Raw genomic sequence first — 24,978 nt, forward strand, 5'->3', positions numbered from 1 at the left:
ACTGATCACAGGTGCGCCGCCCATCGGGGTACATCCTAACCCGATGGGACGGGCTGATGACACAGCCCCTGAACTTGGGCGTTGTCTGAACCTGAAAAGGATGAGGACGCTAACGACCCAGGAATCCCACGGCTTTAGCCGTGTGGAGTGTCAAGGCTGATACCACGTCAACCCGAGCGCGCCTTCGCCGACATGCGTGGCGATGACTGGGCCAAAATAGCTGATCGAAAATTCGACGTGCGGATAGCGGGCGGACAGCTCGTCGCGCCAGCGGCCCGCCTCATCCGGCTGGTTGGCGTGGATGATGGCGGCTTTGAGCGGCACGCCTTTTTCCGCATCTTCGGCGAACAGCTCTTCGATGCGGTGGACTGCTTTTTTGCGCGTGCGAATTTTTTCAAACGGCACGATCACTTTGTTTTCAAAGCGAAGAAGCGGCTTGATTTGCAAGAGGCCGCCGATGAACGCCTGCGCCCCGGTCAGCCGTCCGCCCCGCTGCAGATGGGCCAAGTCGTCGACCATAAAGTAGGCGCGCAACGTTTGTTTCATTTCATCCAAACGAGCGATGATATCCTCAGGGGGCCTCCCCGCCTGCGCCATTTCCGCCGCTTCGATGGCATAAAACCCTTGTGCCATGCAGCTGATTTCCGAGTCGTATGCGTAAACACGCAATCCGTCCACCATCGTCCCTGCCGTGACCGCCCCTTGGTATGTGCCGCTGATGCCGCTTGAGAGGTGGATGCTGATGACCGCCTCGTACCCTTCCTCGCGAATGGCAGTGAACAAGTCAACGAACTCACCGACCGACGGTTGGGACGTCGTCGGCAACGTCGGATGCTGCTTGATTTTGGCAAAAAATTCATTGGCCGTCATATCAATCTCTTCGCGATACGTCTCATCCCCGAAAATGACGCTGAGCGGAATCAAGCGAATGCCAAGCCTCTCGCGCACCTCTTTCGGCAAGTAGGCCGTGCTGTCGGTGACAATTGCCGTTTTCACGAACGCCATTCCTTCCTGATTCAGGATTTTGTTCCATTATACCAAAAAGGCTGGACGCCCACCACTGCAAACGGGACGGGCTGCATCGCACCGAAATGGACAAGCATGGCACGCCGCTCCAGCAGCCGCCAAGCAGGGATGCACAGGGCGGCTCTCATATTCCAACGGTGCTCTTTTGGCTCCGCCGATTGCCGAAACAGAGCGAGACAGCCGCCTCCTACCTTTAGAACGGCCTGCGGCAGCCAAAAACGAACGGTTTCTTCCGCCAGCCATCCCGCGCCAACCGCTGCACCTTTGTGTTGGGCGGTTTCGTCTATGGTCCATCAATGAGAGGGAACCCCTCTTCCCGTGATTAGCGCACCTCAACCCAGCCGTTTTTGATCGCAACCACAACGGCTTGCGTCCGGTCGTTGACGTTTAATTTTTGCAAGATGCTGCTGACGTGGTTTTTCACCGTTTTTTCGCTAATGTACAGCGCCTCGCCGATGGCGCGGTTGCTTTTGCCGTCAGCCAACAGCTGCAACACTTCGCACTCGCGCCGCGTCAGCAAATGAAGCGGGCGGCGCACCTCCTGCTTGATCGCCACACCTCCCCTTTCCGTCGTCAAGCGGCGGTATTCGCGAATCAAGTTGTGCGTCACTTTCGGATGCAAATACGAACCGCCTTCAGCGACGATTCTCACCGCCTCAATGAGCGTATCGGCGTCCATCTCCTTCAACAAATACCCGGTCGCTCCCGTCTGCAAGGCGCGCATGACATAGTTTTCATCGTCATGAATCGACAGCACGACGACTTTCGTATCAGGGTAAGCTTCAATCAGCTGTTTCGTCGCCTCAACGCCGTTGATGTCCGGCATGTTAATGTCCATCAGCACCAAATCGGGGCGGTATGTTTCGACGATCGAAAGCGCTTCGCTTCCGTCGCTTCCTTCCGCCACGACTTCAAAATCGCCCTCAAATTCCAAAATGCGCTTGATGCCCTCGCGAAACAGCTGGTGATCGTCGATAATCGCGATGCGTGTTTTCATCGTTTCCTTTCCTCCTTGTTCGTTTTGTCAGTCGAACGGTCGAGCGGAACGCGAATGAACACGGTCGTTCCGCTGCCAATCTTTGAGCGGATGTCGAGCGTGCCGCCGAGCAGCTCAACCCGCTCCCGCATTCCGATCAAGCCGAACGCATTTTCTTTTTTGACTGATGGATCAAATCCTTTGCCATCGTCTTTGACACTGACAAGCAGATGGTGGCACGTCACTTCCATTTTGACGTCGATATGGCGCGCTTCGGCATGCTTCAAGGCGTTTTGCACCGATTCTTGGACAAGCCGAAACACGGCCGCCTCCATCCGCGACGGCAGCCGAATTTCTTCGCCGATATGTACAAAGGAAATGTGGACTCCCTTGTTATATTCTTCGGTCGTTTGCAAGTATTTTTTTAGCGTCGGAACCAATCCTAAATCATCAAGCGCCATCGGCCGCAAATCGTAAATGATGCGGCGCACTTCGGACAAAGCCGAACGCACCATTTTGCGAAAATCGCGAATCTCGGCGATCGCCGCCTCTGTCCCTCGCTCTTTGATCACCTTTTCGACCAAATCAGACCGAAGAAGGACGTGAGCGAGCAGCTGCGCCGGGCCGTCATGGATTTCCCGCGACAGCCGCCGCCGCTCTTCTTCCTGGGCTTCGATGATTTTCAGCCCAAATTCCTGCTTTTGCTTCGCTCCTTCAATAAGCTCGCCGACCTGGCGGAAATCGCTGTTTAAGTAGTGGAGCACGACCGTAATTTGTCCAACTAAATAATCGGCGCGTTCGATAATTTGCGCAAGGCTCGCCAATCTCCGCTCGAGCTCGTCGCGGCGCAGCCGCAGCTGTTTCTCCCGCTCGCGCACCATCGTCAGCTTCATATGCAGCCCGTGCGCCTGCTCATACGCCTCGCGAATATCTTGCTCCGAGTGGGTGGAAAAGTTTTGGCTCACTTCTGACAGGCGGCGGCGCGCCTGACGCGCCTTCATTTCCAGCTGATCCGCTTCTTCGATCGCCTGCACGGTCAGCCGCTTCACCTCCTCGAGTTCGCGAAGCAAATGGTCGTGCTCTTGACGCGACTGCTCCCCGATGCGAAAAATTTCGTCTTTGCTATGTTGAACGGTGTCGATCATTTTTTCGACAATCCGATCCAACTGCTTCACGTCCCATTGTTTTGCCTCAGCCATTTGCCAACCTCCAACAACACTGCCAAACGGTACACATGGGCGCCAGCAAAATTTGTTTGAAGGAAAAAAGTTGTCGATTTATAATAATAAAAGCATGCCCTATCTATTGCTCTTTTATTTTCAGTTTACCATAATTAGAGTAGAGCGCTAGCCATTCATGCAAAAAAATGAACAAAATTAAACCGTTTTCGCGTTTTTTGTATGTTGAGGTGTTTTGCTTTGTTGCAAACATATTACACGGTCAAAGGATACGGTGAACACGAAATCGTGATCGAAAAATCACGGTTTATTTGCTATGTCAATCGCGCCGAAACAGAAGAAGAGGCCGTCGCCTTTATTCAACAGATCAAGAAGAAGCATTGGGACGCCACCCACAACTGTTCCGCCTATTTGATCGGCGAGCATGACCAAATCCAAAAAGCGAACGATGACGGCGAGCCGAGCGGCACTGCAGGGGTGCCCATGCTTGAGGTGTTGAAGAAAAAAGGGGTGAAAGACACCGTCGCCGTTGTTACCCGCTACTTCGGCGGCATCAAGCTCGGTGCGGGCGGGTTGGTGCGCGCTTACAGCCGCGCCGTCTCCGAGGGCCTGAACGCCGCCGGCATCGTCGAACGTCGGCTCATGCGCGTCATGCATGTCACGATCGACTATCCATGGCTTGGGAAAGTGGAAAATGAGCTGCGCTCTTCCGTATATACTATTAAAAATATCCTATATGCCGACCGCGTCATGTTTGACGTTCTCGTTCCTGAGGATGGCCAGTCTTCGTTCGGCGAGTGGATGACCGAACTGACAAACGGAAGGGCGGACATTCAAGCGGGAGCGATGGAGTATGCCGAGCGGTTGCTTCCGTCTTCCTGAAACGAAACCGTACAAGGAAAGAAGGGTTAAACGATGAATCATACAAGAAAAACGGTGAAAAAGCGGAAGAAAAAAAAGCGGCTCCGCCGATTATTTTTGCTCGTGTTTCTTCTTTTGCTCGGGGGTGTCGGCGCCTTTGGCTACAATATTTACTCCGAGACGAAACAGGCGTCAAGCAAAATTTATCAAGCCCTCGATCCATCGGGTGAGCCGCCAAAGGATATTGAAATGCGCAAAGATCCGTTTACCGTGCTGTTGGTTGGAGTGGAAAACCAGTACCACGACGAGGAGGGACGGTCTGATGTTGTTATGCTTTTGACCGTCAATCCGAAAACGAACAAGGTATATTTGTTGAGCATTCCGCGCGACACGCGCGTTTACATTCCGAGCGAAGGGCGGAAAGACAAAATCACCCACTCCTACAGTCATGGAGGCATTCAATCGACGATTGAAGCCGTCAACGAATTGATCGATGTTCCGATCGACTATTACGTGACGACTGATTTTGAAGGATTTGAAAAAGTCGTCGATTCCCTTGGCGGCATCACGGTGGACGTTCCGTTTACGTTTAAAGCCCAACTGACCGGCTCGCTCAAATGGCATACGTTCCATAAAGGCAAACAAGAGTTGAACGGCAATGAAGCGCTCGCCTATGTGCGCATGAGAAAATCGGACCCCCGCGGCGACTTTGGCCGAAACGAGCGGCAAAAACAAGTCATTCGTGCCATTATTGACAAAAGCACGTCCATCACCTCGCTGCCGAAGCTGGATGACGTCATCGCCGATTTAGGGGATCACGTGCGGACGAACATCCCTCCGTCTGATTTGTTGTCGTTCATCTATGTCTATCAAAAAATGAAAGACGCGGATGTAGAAAATTTGCATTTGAAAGGATACGACGAAACGATCAACGGCGTGTACTACTACATCCCCGACGAGCAATCGGTCAGCTCAATCAATGAAACGCTGCGGCAAGCGCTCGAGACGTCCAATGCCTCCCTCACGCGCAGCGATTCACCATCCACACAAAGCCAAAATTAACGATCACAAAGAAGGTGCTCCCAAAAGCAATGGGGCGCCTTTTTCCATTTACAGCGTATATCATGCCGCAATGATGATGAAAGAACACAACCTTTCATGTCCTCTGCTTTTTTTCTCTCTTTTTCAACAAAACTTTTCATTTTTTCTCATAATAGGACTGAATTCGGGTTGGATAAAACGGCAAAATTCGCTATGATAGTATAGAAAACGCAAACTTGAGAAAAAAGGGGGGATCGAATCCTTGAAAAAAACGCTTCTTTCCGTCCTGTTGGCGACCTGCCCGCTGTGGCCGTCGGCCGCCTTGGCCGCCGATGGAAGTCCGTCCTCATCCTCACCGACACTCATGGTCGCTGAGCATAACTCTTTGCTAAGGAGAGGAGCGACGGATTCCTACCGCGTCGTTGGGTCGATTCCCGCCGGACAACAAGTGAAAGTCATAGACGAGTTTCAAAACACCTATGGTGAAACGTGGTATCGCATCGAGTACGGAGGCGTCACCGGCTGGGCGCGTGCGGACAGCTTTTCCAACCAACCGCCTTCTATGCTCGTCGGAAAGCGGGCGGTGATCGCCGCCAACGACATCGCGATGCGCAAGGGGGCATCCCCTTACTATCCGGTCGTAAAAACACTGTCTAACGGTGATGTCGTCTCCATCATTGCCGAGTTCACCAATTCGCTCGGAGAACAGTATGTGCGTGTGGAATGGGCGGGAGTCAAAGGATGGGTGAAAACGAAACAGATCTACATACCAGAACAGCTCCCGACACTTTTGCCGACATTCGTAAACGTTGCACAATCCTCTCCGGTTCGCCGCGGAGCGAGCGTCAATTACCGCGCCGTTGCCACAGTGGCACGCGGACAAACCGTCAAAGTGATTGACCTATTCGTGACAGGCAACCGGGAACTTTGGTATCGCGTCGACCTTGGACATATTCGAGGATGGGTGTCGGAAAAAGTGTTGACGATGCCAACAGCCATTTCTGTTCCAAACGATGTCTCTGATACGTCCGACATCGACGGTAAGCCGCTGACGATCAGCGTGTCGGTCGCCAATGTGCGGCAAGCTCCATCTTTAAAAGCAAAAGTCGTCACCCAACTGAAAAAAGGAACCAAACTGAACAGCCTGTCAAGCGCCAAAGATGCGTCGGGAGCGCTTTGGTACAAAGTGTCCCTCAATGGAAAAACGCTCGGCTGGGTGCACGAGACGGTCGTAACCAAATCCTACCTTTCCCCACCAGCCAGCCAGGGGAAGCAAAAGCAGGTGACAACCGCTAATGCGGCGCTGTTTGCCGAACCTTCGTTGAGCGCCGCCATCATTGAGCGGGTGGCGAAAAACAGAACGGTCACGGTTTTGAAGACGACAGAAGCATCTCCGTTCGACTGGGTGCAAGTCACCTCTGCATCGGGGAAAACAGGATGGATGCCGGCGTTTGAGGTAAAAGCCCCATCCTACGTATACGTCAAACAGGCGGGCACTCCGCTGCGCCGAGGCGCCTCTTCGAACTATCAATCGTTGAAGGCACTGGCAGCGAATGAGCGGCTTGCTGTCCTTTACGAATATCATGGATGGCTGAATGTCGAAACATCCAATGGCGTCCGCGGATGGGTGGAGGAATCAAGCACATCTACCGTCGCCTTAAATAGTCTCGTTGAACCGACGTTTTCGACCATCAACGAAGATGCCTATTTGACGTGGAAAAAAACTTCTAATTTCCGCGTCTCCTATTCGTTGTTGCCGGGCAATCGTCTGAAAATCACCGGCTCGTTTTCCTACGCTGAAGTCCCGTCGACCGACATTCCAGGCATACAAACTGTGGAGTGGAACGGCAGCAGCCTGCTCATCACCTTTGAACCGGGGTACACGTTCACCCTTCGCCATTACAGCGACCAATTGGCGCTGAAAATTCTCGAGACCGGGCTCAAGGGCAAAAAAATCATCATTGACGCAGGGCATGGGGCGCACGACACGGGGGCGATCGGCCCTGGCGGCACGCGGGAAAAAGATATTACTCTCGACACCGCCTTATTACTAAAAGAAGAATTGGAGCGGGCCGGAGCGATCGTGAAATTGACGCGAAGCACCGACATCTTTTTGGAGCTGTCTGAACGGACATGGATCGCCAACAGTTCCGACTACGACGCCTTTATCAGCATTCACGCCGACTCGTACTCGCGGACATCTCGCGGAACGACGACGTACTACAACGTATCGAGCAACTTCAATGGGCCAAAAAGCGAGCAGTTGGCCGCCATCGTGCAAAAACATCTTGTCCAACAGCTCGGAACATATGACCGCGGCCATAAAACGCAAGACTTTTACGTCAACCGGAAAAACGAGCTGCCGAGCATTCTCGTTGAGCTCGCCTTCATCTCCAATCCGAATGAAGAGGCGCTGCTCAAAACGAAAGCGTTCCGCCAAAAAGCGGCCGTCGGCATTCGCGAAGGATTGGAAGAGTATTTCAGCCAATTCTAGTTTGTTCGCGTTCGGAGAATAATAGCATGAGAAGGCCGGTAATGCAACGGATTGCAAAGCTTTACGACGGAGTTCGTCAAACTGAGAAACATGGCAACATCGCGTTTTCATTCCTTGCGATTCCTCATGAGCCAAGCGAATCCGTTGTTTTTCACCGGCCTTTTAGGAAAGCTATTATTCTCCTTTCTTTCCATATCCAAAAACGGGGGAGATGAACATGATGAAACGAAAAGCCAAATGGGCCATTGCTGCCAGCCTGGCGGTCGGGATGACGGCAGGCGCCCTCTTGTTTACGCCATCGGCGATGAAAGCATCGGAAGAAGTCGTGTTAGCGAGCGTCGACTGGGTGACTTCTCAGCTCAACCCGGTGAAAAACGACATTGCCAACTTGAAAGCACAACTGGCCGCCCAGCAACAACAAATTCAACAACTTCAACAACAACTTGCCAGCAAACCCGCTTCGCCTTCTTTGCCTTCTGTCGTCTATGTAGCGAAAAACAACGCGGCCGTCCGCAGCGGAGCGTCAACGAGCTACCGCGTCATCACCTATAAACAGGCGGGAACTTCACTGCAAGTCGTCGGGGCGCACCTTACTTCCCAAGGACTGTGGTACAACGTCGTTCTCTCTTCATCGCTGAAAGGATGGATCTATTCAGGCGATGTCTCGACATCCGCCGTCAGCAGCGACAGCACCAAATATGTCATCGCCACGGCCGCAGTCAATATTCGAAAAGGGGCATCAACCTCTTACCCTATTGTGGCGACGGTTCCGAAGGGGACACAAATGACCTATATCCAGCCGTTTACCAACATCAAAGGAGAGAAATGGTACAACGTGCAGCTGTCTGACGGGCGGCGGGGTTGGATGGCTGCTGAATTTGGTGAGGTGAAGTAGACGGTGAAAAAATTAGCGTGGTTGGCCGTCGGCCTGTTTTTGCTCATCGTCTCTCCTTCCGCCTCGAACGCCGCTGGGGTGAAAACGTACAACAATCCCGTGCAAGTCCTTTTATATAAAGGGACATCGGCGACAGTCGCCGTCGAAGGAAACTATCAAATCGTCAATAAAGAGACATTGACGATCACCCCGTTGCCAAGCGGGACAAGCCTGACATTTCGGTCTTCCTCTTCGACCGTGTTTGTCACGTACAACGGAAAGACGGATTTTTCAAGCACCGGATTTACCATTCAAGAAACGATCGGCGCTGCGCCGTTGTCCCTTGTGAAAGTGAATCAAACCCGTTATCGCGGCAGCGTCGACATTCGCCGGCAAAACAACGCCTTGTATGCTGTCAATATTTTAGATATGGAAGATTATTTAAAAGGAGTCGTGCCGAGCGAGATGCCTGCCTCTTGGCCGCTCGAAGCGCTGAAGGCGCAAGCCATTGCGGCCCGAAACTATGCCTATAAACATAAAACAAGTTTGACGACCAATCCAAACACACAGACGTATAAAGGATATGATGGAGAATCTCCCCGGTCGAACGAGGCAGTCGAAGCAACAAGAGGGCTGTATCTCAAATATAACGGCAATGTCATCGAAACGTATTACCACTCGACAAGCGGCGGCAGAACCGCCAACGTAAGCGACGTCTGGAACTCGTCGCAAACCGCCTACCCATATTTGGCGAGCGTCGATGACCCGTATGAATCATCGCCGTACAGCCGCTGGTCGTTCACCTTCTCGCCGTCTGTGCTGTTGCGTTCCTTCGGGATCACCGATCCATCGGTTGTTTTATACGACGTCTCGATCGCCAAAACCGGCGCGAACGGAGAAGTGGGTGCCGTCACGATTGAAACCTCGGCAGGCGAAAAAACGGTGAAAGGCAATGAAACGACCATCCGCAAACTGTTCCCGCTAGACGGCAATCAATTTTACGGCATCTTGCCGTCCAACTGGTTTGACATTCAAGTGCAAAAAAGCGGTCCATCAGTGTCGATTCAAACGACTAGCGGCAACATCGCCGCCTCTCCCTTGTCATCTTACTCCGTCCAAACAGGGAACGGAACGGTTTCGCTCGCCGGCGTCGAAGGAATCAAAGTACAAACAACGGATGGCATCATGCCGCTTTCCGCCTCGCCGTCAGGGGTTAACTCGATCATCGTCACTGGAAAAGGATGGGGGCACCGGATCGGCATGAGCCAATACGGAGCAAAAGCATTCGCCGAGCGCGGATGGACGGCGGAGCAAATTTTAGAGCATTACTTCCGCGGGGCGGAAGTCTCGTTCGAGTGAAAGCGTGACGATTGTGAAAGAAAACATCACTCGCATTACAACACTCCCGACGCGGTCGGAAAATATCTTTCCAAATGGAAACATAGCCGCTTTTCACATAAAGGAAAGGGCATCCTGCTTATGAGCCGGACACCCTTTTCTTTTTTTATTGTTCCGCCGGCCAAACGGATTCGCGTTTTGTTTCATCGCCAAGGGCGTGAAGCAAATCGTCGACAATGCGAATCCATGAGTATTGCTCCACCGCCAACTTGCGCCCATTTTCCGCCATCTTTTCGTATTCCTCTCTCGGAAGGCAAAGCAGCTCGAGAATCGCCGCGGCGATCTGTTCGGGATTTTCTGGAGGAGCGATTTTTCCGCAATGGTATGTTTCTAAAATCTCTGCGCTCTCCCCTTCGCCGCAATACAGCACCGGGGTTCCGGTGGCGATCGCCGGGAAAATTTTCGACGGCCTTGCTCCTTTAAACAAATCGATGTTGCGCAGCGAAACGATGCTGTAATCGGTGATGGAGAAAATCTCCGGCATCTTCTCAACCGGAACGGATCCGTAAAACGTCACGTTGTCAAGGCCAAGCTCTTCTTTTAACGCCATCAGCTTTTCTCGCTCTTGGCCGTCGCCGACAAACAGGAAATGCGCCCGTTCATCTTTCGCTTTGACGATGGCCGCCGCCCGCAGCACCGAATCGAGCCCTTGGGCGTATCCCATCGTTCCGGCGTACGTAAACACCACTTTTCCTTCGAGCCCTAATTCCGCAAGCAGCTTCTTGTTTTTCGGCAACGGGCGAAACACATCCGTGTTGACGCCGTTCGGCAATAAAAAGACATCCTCGGGCGCCTTCCCTTGCTCAATCATATAATCGCGAATGCCTTCCGTCGCGGCGGCGATTTTCCACGCCTTCCGGTATAAAAACAGCTCGAGCCATCTCGCCATTCGGATGAACAGCCGATTTTTCAAAATGCCGAGCTCAACGGCCGATTCCGGCCAAATGTCGGCGACGTTGAAAACAAACTTCGCCCGTTTCAACTTCGCGCCCACGTACCCGGTGATCCCTAAAAACAACGGCGGGGAATTGCAAATGATCACATCCGTCGGCTTCGCTTTCACAAGCAGCGAATAAAACGAGCTGAACGTAAACGAAAAATACGAAGCGAGCCGTTTCCAAAAGCTCCCCTTTGGCGACGGATAAATCCATGTCCGATGAACGGGAATGCCGTCCCATTGTTCGAACAAATAAAACAGGCCGCGGTATGGCTTGGGGATGACGCCGTGCGGATGATGCGGGAACGCCGTGAGCACTTCCACTTGATGCCCCCGTTTGATCAGCTCTTTGCTCACCTCATACACACGAATTTGCGGTGCGCCTGTTTCCGGCGGGAAGTGTTGGCATAGGTAAATGATCCTCATGGCCCGCTCCACACCACTTTCCCAAAAAATCGCAAACGAACGTTCCATTTCGAGCGCCAAGAGGCGAGCGCAAACGAGGCGTGGAAAAGGGGAAACGCCCCCCTGGCATCGTCCCGCTGTCCTTGGATGGATAATCGTTGCCGCGAACCAACGGTCATCATGAGCTTGCCAACGGAAAGCCGCCGGCTTCGCGACTTAGCCTCCGCTTTCGGCAACAAACGAGCACCAACCGCGACGGCTGACATGACGGCTTGGTTCCTCATCGACTCCCTCCACCGCCTTTCAACGTTTGTTCATACAATCGGATCATGCGCATCGCATTTTCCGTCCAATCGTAATGTTCATGGACATGTTTGACGCCGTTTTCCCCCATTCGTTGCCGCAGCCTCTCATCAAGCAGCAGCCGTTCGAACGCCTCCGCCAGCTTTTCCGGACTGTTTTTCGGCACGATCAACCCCGTTGTTCCCTCACGGACGACTTCCGGCAGCCCGCCGACGTTGGAGACGACAACGGGAACGCCGCACGCCATCGCCTCGACGGCGGCAACGCCAAAACTTTCGCTGTCTTCAGTCGAAGGCACGGCGAAAATATCCATTTGATTGATATACAGCGGCACTTGTTCGTTCGGAACTTTGCCGGCAAACGTCGTCACGGATTGGATGCCGAGGCGGGCGCACAGCTCCTCGTATTCACTCCGCTGCGGCCCGTCGCCGACGATCAACAGCTCCGTTTGCGGATGCCGCTCGTGCACAATGGCAAACGCCCGAATCAAATCGGCGATCCCGTACTTGTCGGAAAGAGCTTTCACCGTGCCGATCGTCACGGTCCGTTTCGGCTGTTTCGGCAACGGTTTGAAGCGGGCGACATCAACACCAAACGGCGTCACTTCGATCGGTTTGTCCGTATACTTTCCGGTTTCTTTCGCCATCACATGGCTTGTCGAACAAATGACATCCGCACGCTGGAATGTATATTCAAGCATCCGTCGGTTCCAACGATTGGCATTCGGAAACTGATACACGTCGCGCCCCCAGACGGAGACGTAAAACGGATGATACCCCGCAAGCGCCCCGATCAACCCGTAGCTGGAGGCATAATGGGCGTGCAAAATATCTGGTTGAAACGAAGCGAGCAGCCGCTTTAATGAAAAGACAGTGGAAAAATACGACAACTTCCCCGGCAGCCATTTCGGCAGCACGACTGTCTCGACTTCTTTCGCTTGCTCCGGCCCGTAATGGTCTTTAAACGTCACGACTTTCACATCAATGCCTTGCGTTTGGTAAAAGCGGGCCCACTTATGCGTATGGATCGATTTGCTTGGAGCCAATAAGGCGACTTTCATCGGAGGCCCCCCACCAACGTTTCTTTCACCTTTTCCACTCTCGCTTCCCACGAATGTTTCGCCATAAACGTCTGCTCAATGCGCAAGCGGCACTCCTCGAGCATGTCGGCCATCTTGGCGATCGCTTCTGCCATCGACGACGGGTTGTCGTCGCAAATGACGCCGTACCCATCCGCTTCAATCAACCGCTTTTGCGCTGAGCAAGCGGTGGCGACAATCGGCAGGCCGCTCGACAGATAGTCAACCAGCTTGACGGGAACGGAAAAATCATTGTACTCGCTCCGCCGCCGCGGGATGAAGGCGAAATCCATCTCCGCATACAAACGGTCGAGCGCTTCGCCGCTGACGTGCTTGACGCGCACTTGCAAGGCGGCAAGCTCTTCTTTCACCGCAAGCGGCTGCCGCTCGTACTCGTCTTTTCGGCAGACGACGGTGAGCGAAACAAGCAGCTTGCGGCGGTTTGCCAAGCGAATCGCCTCAAGCAGGAGCGGAAGCCCATAGTCGGCATTGTTGATGCCGCCAACATAAATGGCATTCAGCGGCTGTTTCGCCGTCCCGAACCGCTGAAACGGCTTTTGCTTCCCACCCGGCGGCAAATCGACCATCGGGCGGCGGATCGCGACGTATGTTCCCATTTCGAGGCTCGGCAAAAAGATGACATCGCAGTACCGCTCGTAAAACCGTTCTTCCCAACGGTACATCATTTGCATGGCCGCTTTTTTCCAACCGCGGAGCGGATACAAATCAGGAAACTTCCAATAGACGTCGCGGTAAAAGACGCCGATCGGAACGTTGCGGGCTTTCAAGTAGCGGAGAACGTCCCGGTCGACGAACGGACGTTGCGGCCGGTGTCCTGGGTCAGTGAGCCAAAGCGGAATCGTCTGGTTTTCCATATAGCAAAACCAGACATCATCGAGCTTGCCTTGGCTGCGGAGCTCTTGAAATTGCTTCTCCCGCTCGGCTGACGTGCCGGCGATCAGAAGAACGTCCACTCCCTCCTTCGCTCCCCAGCGCAAAAACGCCTGATGCATTTCATACGGCCGCAGCTTTGACCCGCTGTTTCGTTCCGCGGCGAGTGAAAACGGGTAATAAATCAATACGGTTTTCATCATTCATCCCTCATCAGTGATTCGCCTTTTCGTTGCAAACCATGCCCGTAAATCCCCCTGCACCCGCAGCCATAACGCCATTCCGCCAAACAATGCCACGAGCAGCACCCAGGTCGGATTGAACAAAAAATCGGTGAACCCACCGACGAGCGTGCGGGGGATGTTAATGGAAAAATAAACGAACAAACTTAAAAACAAGGGATTTTTTGGCAGCCGTAGAAACCCAATGTACAACAGCTGCGTCACGACACCGACATACAGCGTGCCGATGACGATTCCCACATAACCGAAATTGGCATACGCCTCAGCGACAAAAAGGGTGTTCAACACTCCCCCTGTCCCGTCTTCAATCCGCTCTGGGAACACGTGCGCCATCACGAGGCGGGCGGAGCGGACGTTCTCGACGTCAAACAACCCTGTTAAAATCGAGGGCAAGCTTTTTCCATAAAGAAATGGCAACGCTTCGCCGAACAAATTCAAATGAAGAAACGTCGGCGCGATTTGCGCCAAAATCATGCGGCCAATCGGGCCCTTGTTGTAAGACAAAAAGGTCGTGGCATCTTGCACCCCTTGAATGACGATGTACATGCCGACGAGCACCGCCGCCCCCACTCCCCCATACAGCGCCAGTTTCACCGCCGACAGCCTTGTTTTTCCAATGTAAATGCGAATGAGGAAAAACATCATCACATAAAAGAAAATCGGCGATTTGGCCAAATCATACACATTGACGAACACCGCCCCGACAAACAGACAGATAAACAGCAGCTTCCACCGCCACTCGTGCGTCAGCTCGGCAAACAAATAAGCGATAAACGACAAAAGCGGCGTGAGCGTAATGGCAAAAATATTGCGAACGAGCACGTTTCCGGCAAAATGGCGCGACGCCTCAATGCGCAACGCAGCCAAGCTCTCATCCGTCCCTGTCAAGAGCGCAAACACCGGAATCGTCGGCGTTTTCCAAATCATATACGCAATGGCGGCAAAACTGAGCAGCGACAGCGCCAAAAACGCATAAAACACTTGGCTGCCCGTCGCTCCGGCCAACGGGGAAAGCGGCTTTTGCAAATAGGCGCGAAGCTCCTGCCTGGCTTCAAATCCGCACAGCCTTGAAACGACCACCATCGACAGCGGGAACACGATCATGACAAAGCACACGACAGCAAATCCAATCTGCCGGTATTCCTCAGGCCGAAACAGCTTGCGAATCATGTAGTAATCGTCCATCCCCAAGGCGATCAGCAGCGCGCCGATGAAGCTTGATAGAAGGAACGAGTAATAGTACACAATCGACACGAGATTCGGCGCCGTCAATGAAAGCGTCCCCGCTGCATAGCGAAACATCAAGGTGGAGGCGACAAGAACAATCAACCAGATCAACACGTCCAACATGCCGACGCACCCTTATCGCTGTCCGATCGCCGCCACGATTTTCTCCGCCGCATGCCCATCGCCAAAGACGTCCGCATAAACAGGGGCGACTTCCTTGTGGACCGCCGCGACGATCTTCTCGCGGTCCGTGCCGGTTAAGATGTTCGCCCCGCCTTCGAGCGTTTCCACCCATTCGGTTTGTTCGCGCACCGTCACGCAAGGCACGCGCAAGAAATACGCCTCCTTTTGCACGCCGCCTGAATCGGTGATGATTTTTTTCGCGCCGCTCTCTAGCCGAAGCATGTCCAAATAACCGACCGGATCGATCAGCCGAAGCCCTGGAATCGCCGAAGCGTCCAAGCCGTACTCTTCAAGCTTATGCCGCGTCCGCGGATGAATCGGCCACACTTTCGTCCCGTCGATGTCCGCAAAAGCAGCCAAAATGGCTTTCAATTTGTCGGGGTCATCGGTATTTTCCGCTCGGTGAATGGTGATCAAGTAGTAGGATTGTTCCGCCAGCGACAAATCAGCTAAAATCGTCGATTGGCGCTGTGCGAGCTCCTTGTTGTACAAAATGGCGTCATACATGACGTCGCCGACATTCCAGACGTTTCGCGTAATATTTTCTTTTCGTAAATTTTCCACGGCCGTCTCCGTTGGACAAAATAAGAGCTCGGAGACATGATCGGTCATGATGCGGTTGATTTCTTCCGGCATCTGCTTGTTGAAGCTGCGCAGCCCGGCTTCGACGTGGATGACCGGAATGTGCAACTTCGAAGCGACCAACGCGCCGGCGAGCGTCGAGTTCGTATCGCCATAGACGAGCACATAATCCGGTTTTTCTTGCATGACAATTTCTTCAATTTTAATCAGCATTTCGCCCGTTTGCTTTCCATGGCTGCCTGAACCCACCCCAAGATAGTAGTCAGGCGTCGGAATGTTCAACTCCTCAAAAAAAATGGCCGACATATTCGGGTCATAGTGCTGCCCGGTATGGATCAGCACTTCGGTATATTGTTTTCGCAAGACGCGCGAGACGGGGGCAGCCTTGATAAACTGCGGTCTGGCGCCTAACACGGTGGCGATTTTCATCCGAAACACCTCCTAGAACGTTGGTGAAAAACAGTGATTTCTGCAAAATCATCGGTTCATGAATGCAAAGCAGGATCATGACCATGCTGTTTTTCAATGTGAGAAAGTCCTTTGAAGGAGCGTTTTCCCATTCAGTCACCAGACTTCTAGATCAGACGAGCGGTTATCAAGTATTTTGCGCATTTTCGCCCTCGATCGTGCGCACCGGGCGGCGCAAATCACGATCAACCCGGCTGGCAAAGAGCGTGGCGGCAAACAAGCCCCAACCAGCGAGCACCCAGCCGTCAGCGAGCGGCGCCTGCTGGACGTAGACGATGACGATGAGGGCGAGCAATGTGCCGACAAAAACCAAAGACATCTTTTTCCACGACACCGGCACGGAATACACTTGTTGGCTTTTGCGAAAAATGAAGGCCACAGCGACAATATACGTAATGAGGCTGGCCGCGACCGCTCCCCAGCTGAGCCAAAGCGGCACCAAAACGGCGTTCAACGCAAGATGAAGAAGCGCCGCTAGAGTGAACACCCGTGAAATATAGCCGGTTTCCTTTGTCAAAAACAAGCCGGTGGAAAGAATCAAATAATAAAAGTTCAAAAAAGTGACTGCCGATAAAAAAGGGATATAGGACGCTGCATCCTGATATTCCTGTTTGAAAAAGGTTTCCACAAGCCACGGGCTCGCCGTGGCGATCAAAAGCAGCCCAAACGCTCCAATGAGCAAAAGCGCCATATACACTTTAGCAAACAGCGTACGGCTTTCCGGTCGGTCTTTCATCGACATCGAATACGGACGCCACGCCATCTGCACGCCGCTGGTGATGAGCGTGATCACGGTCGCGAGCCGCAAGGCAACCCCAAACACCCCGACTTCCTCCAACGACGCAAACCGTTGGATGAAAAACGTGCTGACGTTGGCGATCACCCAAAAGGCGAGCGAAGTCGGCACGAGCGGGGCGGCGTAGGCAAGCAGCTCCTTTAACACGTCAAGGCGCACGCGCCACACCATATACTTTACGGTCAAATGCAGCATCAACAAAAACACGAGCGCGCTGCTTACGAGCCGGCCGATGAGCAGCCCTTCCGGCGTCGCCGCGAACCACCGGAGCGCCGCATACGACAGCACAGCGACAAGCAGCATTTTCACGAGCGTCCAAATCACGACTTTTTTCGTCTGAAATTCAAACCGCAGCACCGTCGTCGCCACGACGAAAATCGTATCGAGCAGCAACGTCGCGATACTGATGTACAGCAAATCGACATAGCGAGGTTCTTTAAACAGCGCGCCTGCGATCCACGGACCGGCCAAAACGACAGCCAAAAATAAGATGGCGACGACAAACAGCCGGAAGTACATGACGTTGCGCACATACAAAAGGCGCTTCTCTTTGTCGTCCGTGTCGTAATAGTAAAAAGAGAGCGCCGAATCCGTACCGAAAATGACGAGAAACGTCAGCATCGACGTCCATTGGTCGATCAAGTAGACCGCCCCGTACTGCGCCTTTGACAAATAGCTTGTATAAATCGGCAGCATCAAAAAGGCAATCAGCTTCGTACCGACGTTCATAAACGCGTAAAGGAGCGAATCCGCTCCTAAACGCTTGAATGCCGAGAACAATTTATAACAACTCCCGCTCGTCGACCATTTTGCTGAAGCGCGCCGGGAATCCTTTGACGACCGTCCTCGGTTCCGTATCTTTCGTGACGAGCGCCCCAGCGGCGACAAACGTCTCTTCCGCCACCGTCACGCCCGGCAGCAAAATCGCTCCGCCCCCGACGCGCGCCCCGCGCTTGACGGTCGCCCCTTTGATTTTGGCGAACCGTTCTTCCGTCCGCCCCATGTAGTTGTCATTGGTCGTCGTGACGCACGGGGCGATGAAAACATGGTCTTCGAGCGTCGTGTAGGCAGTGATGTAGGAGTTCGACTGGATTTTCGTCCGATCGCCGATTTGGACGTGGTTTTCAATGCACACCCCGCGCCCGACGATCACATATTGGCCGATTTGCACGTTTTCGCGCACGCTCGCCAAATCAGCGATCAATGTGTAGGCGCCGATCGTCGCTCCTCGATAGATGACGGCGTTGGCGCCGATCGTGCAATGGTCGCCGATGACAAGCGGCGGCAGCTCGCCCGACAGCTTGACGGTGCTCGTTTTCGCCGGCTTCGGCGGTTTGCCGAGCACCGCGCCGTCGGCGATCGTCACGCCGTCGCCAATGACGGTTCCTTCGTGAATCGTGACGTGATGGCCGATTTTAACGTCGTTTCCGATTTTTACATTCGCCTCGATGACAGTGAAATGGCCGATTTCGACACGTTCACCGCAAACAACAGAGGGATCGACAATATGCATCGTTTCGTCTCCTTCGCTTACAATTTGACGTATTTTGCTGGTTTCGACACATCTTTCATGGCGTTGCGTGTGTCAAACACGACCCGGCTGTGACGAGCGACCATTTCATAGTCGATGTTGGAATGGTCCGTCGTAATCAAGACAAGATCCGACTGCTCGAGCAGTTCCGGCGTCAGCTCGACCGTCTCAATCACCCGGTTGCACGCCCGGAACGACGGAACATACGGGTCGACGACCGCAAATTCCGCTCCGTATTGCTCGAGCAGCTCGACGATTTTCAACACTGGCGATTCGCGCACATCATCAATGTCTTTTTTGTAGGCGACGCCGAGCACCGTCACTTTCGAACCGCGCAGCGCCTTCCCTTCTTCGTTCAAAATGAGCATCGCGCGGTTGACGACATATTCCGGCATTGCGTTGTTGATTTCTCCGGCCAGCTCGATCAAGCGCGTATGGTAGTTGTATTCGCGCGCCTTCCATGTCAAATAAAACGGGTCGATTGGAATGCAATGGCCGCCAAGCCCCGGCCCCGGATAAAACGCCATAAATCCGTACGGCTTCGTTTTCGCTGCATCGATGACTTCCCAGACATCAATGCCCATCCGTTCGCACAAAATGGCCATTTCGTTCGCTAACGCAATGTTGATATGGCGAAACGTGTTTTCAAAAATTTTCTCCATTTCCGCCACCGCCGGACTCGACACTTCGTGCACATCGCCTTCAAGCACGGCTCGATACATGGCCGCCGCCACTTTCGTGCACGTTTTTGTCACGCCGCCGACGACTTTCGGCGTATTTTTCGTCTTAAACTGCTTGTTGCCCGGGTCAACCCGCTCCGGCGAATAGGCGACGAACACCGTTTCCCCGACGACGAGCCCCTTTTTCTCCAGCGCCGGTTTCACGATTTCTTCCGTCGTGCCTGGATAGGTGGTCGATTCCAAAACGACAAGCATCCCTTCATGGGCGTATTTGGCGACTTCGTTTGCCGAGTTTTCGACGTAGGACGTATCCGGCTGGTGATGCTCATCGAGCGGGGTCGGCACCGCGATCGCCACGGCATCGACTTCCGCGATCCGGGCGTAATCGGTCGTCGCCACGAGCCGCCCTTGTTTGACCATCTCATGCAAATCTTCATCGACGACATCGCCGATGTAGTTGATCCCATTGTTCACTTGATCGACGCGGCTTTGTTGGATGTCAAAGCCGATGACATGAAACCCTGCTTTTGCTTTTTCGACTGCCAGCGGCAGCCCGACGTAGCCAAGCCCGACCACGCCGATGACCGCGTCGCGTTTCTCAAACTTTTGCAACAGCCGTTCCGCGTAGTTCATTCCTCTCATTCCTTTCTACTCAGATAGTTGCACTCTTGTCCCCGTTTCCGCCGAACGCAAAATGGCTTCGATCAGCCGAACAGGAGCCAATCCGTCCAAACCAGTGACAATCGGCTCGCGGTCTTCGCGAATCGCTTGCACCATATCTTCAATGATCCATTGGTGCCCCGGCTTGCCAAACGGGTCGGCGTTGATCTCATCGATGAGCTTTGCCCGTTCTTCCTCGCTGACGCCTTCCGCTTCCCACGTTTCGATAAAGTTGGCCGTCCGGCCGCCGATTTTCACCGATGCCTTTTCGCCGAAAATGGCGATCGATTCCTCCAAGTTTTGCGGATAAATCGTCGTCGCTGCCTCAATGACGCCAAGCGCCCCGCTTTCAAACTCGACGACCGCCGCCGCGACGTCTTCCGTCTCAATCTTGCGCAGACGAGTCGCCGCCATCGCTTGCACCGCCTTGACCGGCCCCATCAGCCAAAGCAGCAAATCCAAATTGTGAATGGCTTGGTTCATCAAGACGCCGCCGTCAAACTCTTTCGTCCCCCGCCACGCCGCCTGATCATAATAGGCTTGATTTCGATTCCAGCGCACCGTGGCGTTCGCATGGCTCAGTTTTCCGAACATCCCGCGCTCCATCGCCTCTTTCAGCTTCCGAATTGCCGGGCGAAAGCGGTTCGGATGAACGACCGCGAGCTTCACGTCGTATTCCTTCGCCGCGCGGATCATCTCTTCGGCGTCGCTCATGCGGAGCGCCATCGGCTTTTCCACAATGATATGACGGTGATAGCGGGCCGCCAACTTGGTCAGCGGCGCGTGCAACCCGGACGGAACGCAAATGTTGACGACATCGATCTGTTCGTTCTCCTTCAACATCGTCTCCATATCAGTGTAAACAGGAACATCCGACACGTCGCGCAAACGTTCCGGATTCGTGTCGCAAACCGCCGCCAGTTCGGCGTCGTCCGCCTTTTCAATGGCATCGATATGTTTTTTGGCGATATGCCCCATGCCGACAATGGCAAAACGGATCATGAAGAATAGTACCTCCTCGCGTCCAATATATACTTCCAAAGCGTCAGCCAAACGACCGTCAAAAACAGGCCGAGGACAAGGCCAATCGCCGCAAGCTGCCCCGTATACGTTTTCGATTTCGCCACCGTTTCCGACAACACGGCCGGTTTTTCGTAAAAGACGAGATTGCCGCGGATGCGATTGACGCGCTCCATCACTTCGGTCAAGTTGTTTTCCGACTCGACCAACAAGTCGCTGATGTCATCGAGTTGTTCTGGATTCAAGCGGCCCGACTGTACTTGTTCGCTATAATAATCGACTTTTTGCTGCAATGCGCGCTCCCGTTCTTCCAGCGCATGCAAGTATTTCGTTGTGACATCAATCCGCTCTTGCGAATGGCGCTCGAGCTCCTGGCTATATTCCGACACAACAAGCTTCAATTCTCGACTCACGTCCTGTTCATCGTCGCCTTTGACGGTGATTTGCACGTACTGTTCCTCAGGAACGACGACATCCAAGTTTTTCACATCTGGAAACTTCGCCTCTATATTTTTCGGATCCGTCAACTCTTTTACGTCAATCGATCCGGTAAACACGACAGCTTTCCCCGTATACTTCTCCCCCTGCAGCAAAAGCCGCCCTGCGATGACGGTCAAAACGATCGTCGCAAGCGGAACGACAAGAAACCACCATTTTCGCTGCCAAAAAAAGCGCAAATATTCGTATAGCACAAACGGTCGTTTTTCCGCCGTCAATCCGGCCACCATCCCTTATCATAAAATAACAAAGTGTTGTGAACAAAACAAATGATCCAACGCCAAAGAAAACGCCATTGCTGTGCGCAAGTGACGTTTCCTTTGGCCGGTTGGACGATCAAGCGAAATGACGGTAAAATTCCGCGATTTTCTCCACGACGTACTGTTGCTGCTCCTCTTTCAGCTCTGGGAACATCGGCAGCGACAGCGCTTCTTTCGCCGCTTTTTCCGCCTCCGGCAACTGCCCTTCCTTATACCCGAGCGAAGCAAACACCGGCTGCAAATGCAGCGGCAGCGGATAGTACACCATCGTCGCGATCCCCTGTTCTTTCAAAAACGCCTGCAGCTCGTCGCGCTTCGGCGCTCGAATCGTGTATTGATGGAACACATGATAGCGCCCGTCGACTTCTTTCGGCGTCACAACAAGGTCGCCGACCGCCTCTTGCAACAGGCGCGTATACGTCGCCGCATGCTTGCGCCGCTGTTCCGTCCACCGATCCAGATGCGGGAATTTGACGCTTAAAATCGCCGCTTGCATCTCATCGAGGCGGCTGTTGTAGCCAAGTACATGATGGTAATATTTCGGCTTGCTGCCATGAACGCGGATGACCCGGCATTTTTCCGCCAGTTCGTCATCGTTCGTAATGATCATGCCGCCATCCCCGTAGGCGCCCAAGTTTTTCGTCGGGAAGAAGCTGTACGTCGCCGCCGTCCCAAGCTCGCCAACGCATTTCCCGTTGTATTTCGCGCCGATCGCCTGGGCGGCGTCCTCGATGACAACCAATCCGTGCCGCTTGGCAATCGCCGCGATCGCCTCCATATCCGCCATTTGCCCGTACAAATGCACCGGGATGATGGCTTTCGTCTTCTCCGTCACCGCCGCCTCAATTTGCGCCGGATCAATGTTGAACGTCACCGGATCGATATCGACAAACACCGGTTTGGCGCCGGCCCGCGCAATCGATCCCCCAGTCGCGAAAAAGGTGAACGCCGTCGTGATGACTTCATCGCCCGGCCCGACGCCGGCCGCTTGCAAAGCAATATGTATCGCATCGCTTCCGTTGCCGCAGCCGATTCCGTGTTTCGCCCGGCTGTAGGCGGCAATTTCCGCTTCCATTTTCTTCACATAGTCCCCTAAAATAAAGCGGGAAGAGCGCATCACCTCGTCCAATACACGCATGATCTCCGGCTTCAATTGTTCATACTGTTCGCTTAAATCCAACATTGGCACGTTCATCGCAAGTTCCTCCAAAATCAAAAAATATATAGAATAAACATGTTTAGTTTATCACATTTGCGTCAATATATAATGACAGTTTTGTGGCAATGTTGATTGCACGGTCAAAAAATAAGCGAAGATGTTGCATAAACAGAGAATGAAAAGGGTATAATTTTCCAAAGACAAACAATTCCTCAAAAAAGCCGTTTGTTCTTGAAGCGACACAAACGGCCCATTTTGCTGAAATTTGCTTTTTTAACGGTCGTTTCCGTATACTTTCCGACCTCCGCGCAACAGCTTGCGGAGGAAGGTCATAAACGGCTTGTACTGATCATTGACCAAGCCGATCAGTTCAGCAAGCAGTTCCCCGAAGACGATCAAGGCAAAGACGATGAGAATGGACTGCCATAACGTCGAGGCGGAGAACAAAATAGCGCTGATGGCAAACATCAGGCCAAACGCATAAATGAGCAAGACCGTGTTGCGATGCGAAAAGCCAAGAGCCAGCAGCCGATGATGAAGATGCGACTTATCCGGCGCCGAGATCGGCTTTTTATTCACAATGCGGCGAATAATGGCAAATGTCGTATCGAAAATCGGCACGCCCAAAATGATCACCGGAACGACGAAGCTGAAGAGCGTCACGCTTTTGTAAAGCCCTAGCACCGACAGGACGGAAATGGCATAACCTAAAAACAACGCGCCGGTATCCCCCATGAAAATTTTCGCCGGGTGGAAGTTGTAAAACAAGAAAGCGATGACGCTGCCCAAGATGATCAAGCAGAGCGTGAAAATGAGCATTTTGCCCGCCATGCCCGCCATGACGGCAATGGCCGCAATCCCAATGGCGGAAATGCCCGCGGACAATCCATCCAACCCGTCGATCAAGTTGATGGCGTTCGTAATCGCGACAATCCAAAATATCGTGATCGGGTAGCTCCACAGCCCCAACTCAAACGTGCCGACAAACGGGACGGTCAAAAGATCGACCTTCAGCCCGGAAGCGACAACGACGAACGCCGCCAGCAGCTGGCCGGCCAGCTTCACTTTTGGCGACAGCTCGTACAAATCGTCGAGCATCCCGACGAGCACGATGATGATGGCGCCGACCGTCATCCCCGTCACTTGCTCTTTATACACCCCGCCGACAAAATAGCCGACGGCGACACCGATAAAAATGGCCAATCCGCCAAGCCTTGGCATGACTTTTGTATGCACTTTTCTCCCGTTCGGCCGATCGACCGCGCCAATTTTGATGGCGAGCTTGATCACGAACGGGGTGATGACCAATACTGTGATAAACGAAGCCAAACATGCGGCAAATGCTTCCATATTCATGTGCAATCACCTTGGCCTTATAAAATCGCGGAAACACACATCATCTTTATGTTACCATATACGATGAGTAAATCAATCTTTTTTTACACCCCTTTTTTGTCCCCAAGGATGGAAAATTTCTTTTTCCCCTTGCCGCAAGAAACTCCGAGCGCCAATCCGACGGACGATTCCACATTTTACAGACCCGCGAGCGAGAAAGCCCACTCCTTTAGGGGTGGGATGAAAGCGAGCATTGAAGTATCATAAAAGGAGGGAGGTGAATCCATGCCCACCATCACCTTGAAATTGGAGCTTCACAAGCCAACGAAAGCCAAACAAGAAATGTATAAAAGCCAAACAAGAAATGTATAAACAGATGACAGAAGTAAATACAGCGTTTGCGAATTGGCTGGCGACTCATCCCGATCTGAACAAAGCCACCAGCAAAATCTTTCAGGATTTTTCATCGCAACGGTTTCCTTCCGCAATTGTCAATCAAACCATTCGGGAAGTAAAATCTCAAACGAAACACCAAAAGACAAAGCAGTTTCGCAAACAGTGGTGTTGCTTCAACAACCAAAATTGGAAAGTTGAACGAAAGGGAGATTTCTACACCGTTTCATTCCCAACATTGGAAAAACGAATCGGTGTGCCTGTTGTCACACGAACCTATCAAGCAGCATGGCTGGATCGGCTGCTCGATGGAACCGTCAAACAAGGGGCAGCCAAACTCTATAAAAAGAGAAAGAAATGGTATTTTGCCATCACCATCACCTTTGAAGTGGAACCGCGCAAGGAAACCAAGGCAATGGGCGTTGACCTCGGACTTCGTTATATCGCCGTTGCCAGCGTTGGAACGAAATCGCTGTTTTTTT

21 protein-coding genes and 1 pseudogene are annotated in these 24,978 nt (G+C 53.0%); 6 read left to right on the plus strand and 16 right to left on the minus strand.

Annotation, left to right across the window (positions count from 1 at the left end; genetic code table 11):
* Window positions 1–150: 150 nt before the first annotated feature.
* From BRO54_RS03305 to BRO54_RS03315, 3 genes are all read right to left on the minus strand, one after another.
* The gene (locus tag BRO54_RS03305) at window positions 151–996 is read right to left on the minus strand and encodes a DegV family protein (RefSeq protein ID WP_074043124.1); all 846 of its coding nucleotides are present in this window, start codon (window positions 994–996) and stop codon (window positions 151–153) included.
* 352 nt (window positions 997–1,348) lie between these two features.
* The gene (locus BRO54_RS03310; RefSeq protein WP_074043125.1) at window positions 1,349–2,023 is read right to left on the minus strand and encodes a response regulator; all 675 of its coding nucleotides are present in this window, start codon (window positions 2,021–2,023) and stop codon (window positions 1,349–1,351) included.
* A complete protein-coding gene (locus tag BRO54_RS03315; RefSeq protein ID WP_074043126.1) occupies window positions 2,020–3,201 on the minus strand; it encodes a sensor histidine kinase in 1,182 nt (393 codons plus the stop codon). The genes BRO54_RS03310 and BRO54_RS03315 overlap by 4 nt, the downstream gene beginning before the upstream one ends.
* A gap of 219 nt (window positions 3,202–3,420) precedes the next feature.
* Here BRO54_RS03315 and BRO54_RS03320 point away from each other — a divergent pair, with 219 nt between their 5' ends.
* The 5 genes from BRO54_RS03320 to BRO54_RS03340 all read left to right on the plus strand — a co-directional run bounded on the left by BRO54_RS03320 (window position 3,421) and on the right by BRO54_RS03340 (window position 9,809).
* On the plus strand, window positions 3,421–4,062 hold the full coding sequence (locus BRO54_RS03320) for a YigZ family protein (protein WP_074043127.1): 642 nt from the start codon (window positions 3,421–3,423) through the stop codon (window positions 4,060–4,062).
* A gap of 33 nt (window positions 4,063–4,095) precedes the next feature.
* Window positions 4,096–5,103, plus strand: coding sequence for an LCP family protein (locus tag BRO54_RS03325; protein ID WP_074043128.1), 1,008 nt, complete (start codon window positions 4,096–4,098; stop codon window positions 5,101–5,103).
* Window positions 5,104–5,344: 241 nt separating this feature from the next.
* Window positions 5,345–7,576 (plus strand): SH3 domain-containing protein, encoded by a 2,232-nt coding sequence (locus tag BRO54_RS03330; protein WP_074043129.1) that lies wholly within the window; start codon window positions 5,345–5,347, stop codon window positions 7,574–7,576.
* Between the two features lie 217 nt (window positions 7,577–7,793).
* Window positions 7,794–8,471, plus strand: a complete 678-nt coding sequence (locus BRO54_RS03335) for an SH3 domain-containing protein (RefSeq protein ID WP_074043130.1) — start codon at window positions 7,794–7,796, stop codon at window positions 8,469–8,471.
* 3 nt (window positions 8,472–8,474) lie between these two features.
* Window positions 8,475–9,809 (plus strand): SpoIID/LytB domain-containing protein, encoded by a 1,335-nt coding sequence (locus tag BRO54_RS03340; protein WP_074043131.1) that lies wholly within the window; start codon window positions 8,475–8,477, stop codon window positions 9,807–9,809.
* Window positions 9,810–9,954: 145 nt separating this feature from the next.
* On the opposite strand, the gene BRO54_RS03345 is transcribed toward BRO54_RS03340, so the two are convergent.
* From BRO54_RS03345 to BRO54_RS03405, 13 genes are all read right to left on the minus strand, one after another.
* Entirely contained in the window at window positions 9,955–11,211 is a 1,257-nt protein-coding gene (locus BRO54_RS03345; RefSeq protein ID WP_074043132.1) for a glycosyltransferase family 4 protein, read from the minus strand.
* Window positions 11,208–11,474: a hypothetical protein gene (locus BRO54_RS03350; RefSeq protein ID WP_074043133.1), complete on the minus strand. Its 267-nt coding sequence runs from the start codon at window positions 11,472–11,474 to the stop codon at window positions 11,208–11,210. Before BRO54_RS03350 ends, BRO54_RS03345 begins: the two co-directional genes overlap by 4 nt.
* Window positions 11,471–12,553 carry a glycosyltransferase gene (locus BRO54_RS03355; RefSeq protein ID WP_074043134.1) on the minus strand — a complete coding sequence of 361 codons (1,083 nt, stop codon included), beginning with the start codon at window positions 12,551–12,553 and terminating at the stop codon, window positions 11,471–11,473. The genes BRO54_RS03350 and BRO54_RS03355 overlap by 4 nt, the downstream gene beginning before the upstream one ends.
* Window positions 12,550–13,665, minus strand: coding sequence for a glycosyltransferase (locus BRO54_RS03360; RefSeq protein WP_074043135.1), 1,116 nt, complete (start codon window positions 13,663–13,665; stop codon window positions 12,550–12,552). The genes BRO54_RS03355 and BRO54_RS03360 overlap by 4 nt, the downstream gene beginning before the upstream one ends.
* Window positions 13,666–15,054, minus strand: coding sequence for an O-antigen polymerase (locus tag BRO54_RS03365; protein ID WP_074043136.1), 1,389 nt, complete (start codon window positions 15,052–15,054; stop codon window positions 13,666–13,668).
* Window positions 15,055–15,066: 12 nt separating this feature from the next.
* Window positions 15,067–16,125, minus strand: coding sequence for a non-hydrolyzing UDP-N-acetylglucosamine 2-epimerase (gene wecB / locus BRO54_RS03370; protein ID WP_074043137.1), 1,059 nt, complete (start codon window positions 16,123–16,125; stop codon window positions 15,067–15,069).
* Window positions 16,126–16,291: 166 nt separating this feature from the next.
* Entirely contained in the window at window positions 16,292–17,740 is a 1,449-nt protein-coding gene (locus tag BRO54_RS03375) for a lipopolysaccharide biosynthesis protein (protein WP_074043138.1), read from the minus strand.
* A gap of 1 nt (window position 17,741) precedes the next feature.
* Window positions 17,742–18,473 (minus strand): acyltransferase, encoded by a 732-nt coding sequence (locus tag BRO54_RS03380; protein ID WP_074043139.1) that lies wholly within the window; start codon window positions 18,471–18,473, stop codon window positions 17,742–17,744.
* Window positions 18,474–18,490: 17 nt separating this feature from the next.
* Window positions 18,491–19,804, minus strand: coding sequence for a nucleotide sugar dehydrogenase (locus BRO54_RS03385; RefSeq protein WP_074043140.1), 1,314 nt, complete (start codon window positions 19,802–19,804; stop codon window positions 18,491–18,493).
* A 15-nt stretch (window positions 19,805–19,819) separates the two neighbouring features.
* Entirely contained in the window at window positions 19,820–20,833 is a 1,014-nt protein-coding gene (locus tag BRO54_RS03390) for a Gfo/Idh/MocA family protein (protein ID WP_074043141.1), read from the minus strand.
* On the minus strand, window positions 20,830–21,567 hold the full coding sequence (locus BRO54_RS03395) for a GumC domain-containing protein (RefSeq protein ID WP_074043150.1): 738 nt from the start codon (window positions 21,565–21,567) through the stop codon (window positions 20,830–20,832). The genes BRO54_RS03390 and BRO54_RS03395 overlap by 4 nt, the downstream gene beginning before the upstream one ends.
* Window positions 21,568–21,685: 118 nt before the next feature.
* The gene (locus tag BRO54_RS03400; RefSeq protein WP_014196804.1) at window positions 21,686–22,804 is read right to left on the minus strand and encodes a DegT/DnrJ/EryC1/StrS family aminotransferase; all 1,119 of its coding nucleotides are present in this window, start codon (window positions 22,802–22,804) and stop codon (window positions 21,686–21,688) included.
* Between the two features lie 237 nt (window positions 22,805–23,041).
* Complete coding sequence (locus BRO54_RS03405) at window positions 23,042–24,124, minus strand: glycosyltransferase family 4 protein (protein ID WP_014196805.1); 1,083 nt, start codon at window positions 24,122–24,124, stop codon at window positions 23,042–23,044.
* Between the two features lie 264 nt (window positions 24,125–24,388).
* On the opposite strand from BRO54_RS03405, the pseudogene BRO54_RS03410 reads away from it, so the two are divergent.
* Window positions 24,389–24,978: pseudogene (locus BRO54_RS03410) on the plus strand (nuclease/transposase family protein); the annotation flags it as partial.

The sequence above is a fragment of the Geobacillus proteiniphilus genome (genome assembly GCF_001908025.1).
Classification (GTDB): domain Bacteria; phylum Bacillota; class Bacilli; order Bacillales; family Anoxybacillaceae; genus Geobacillus; species Geobacillus proteiniphilus.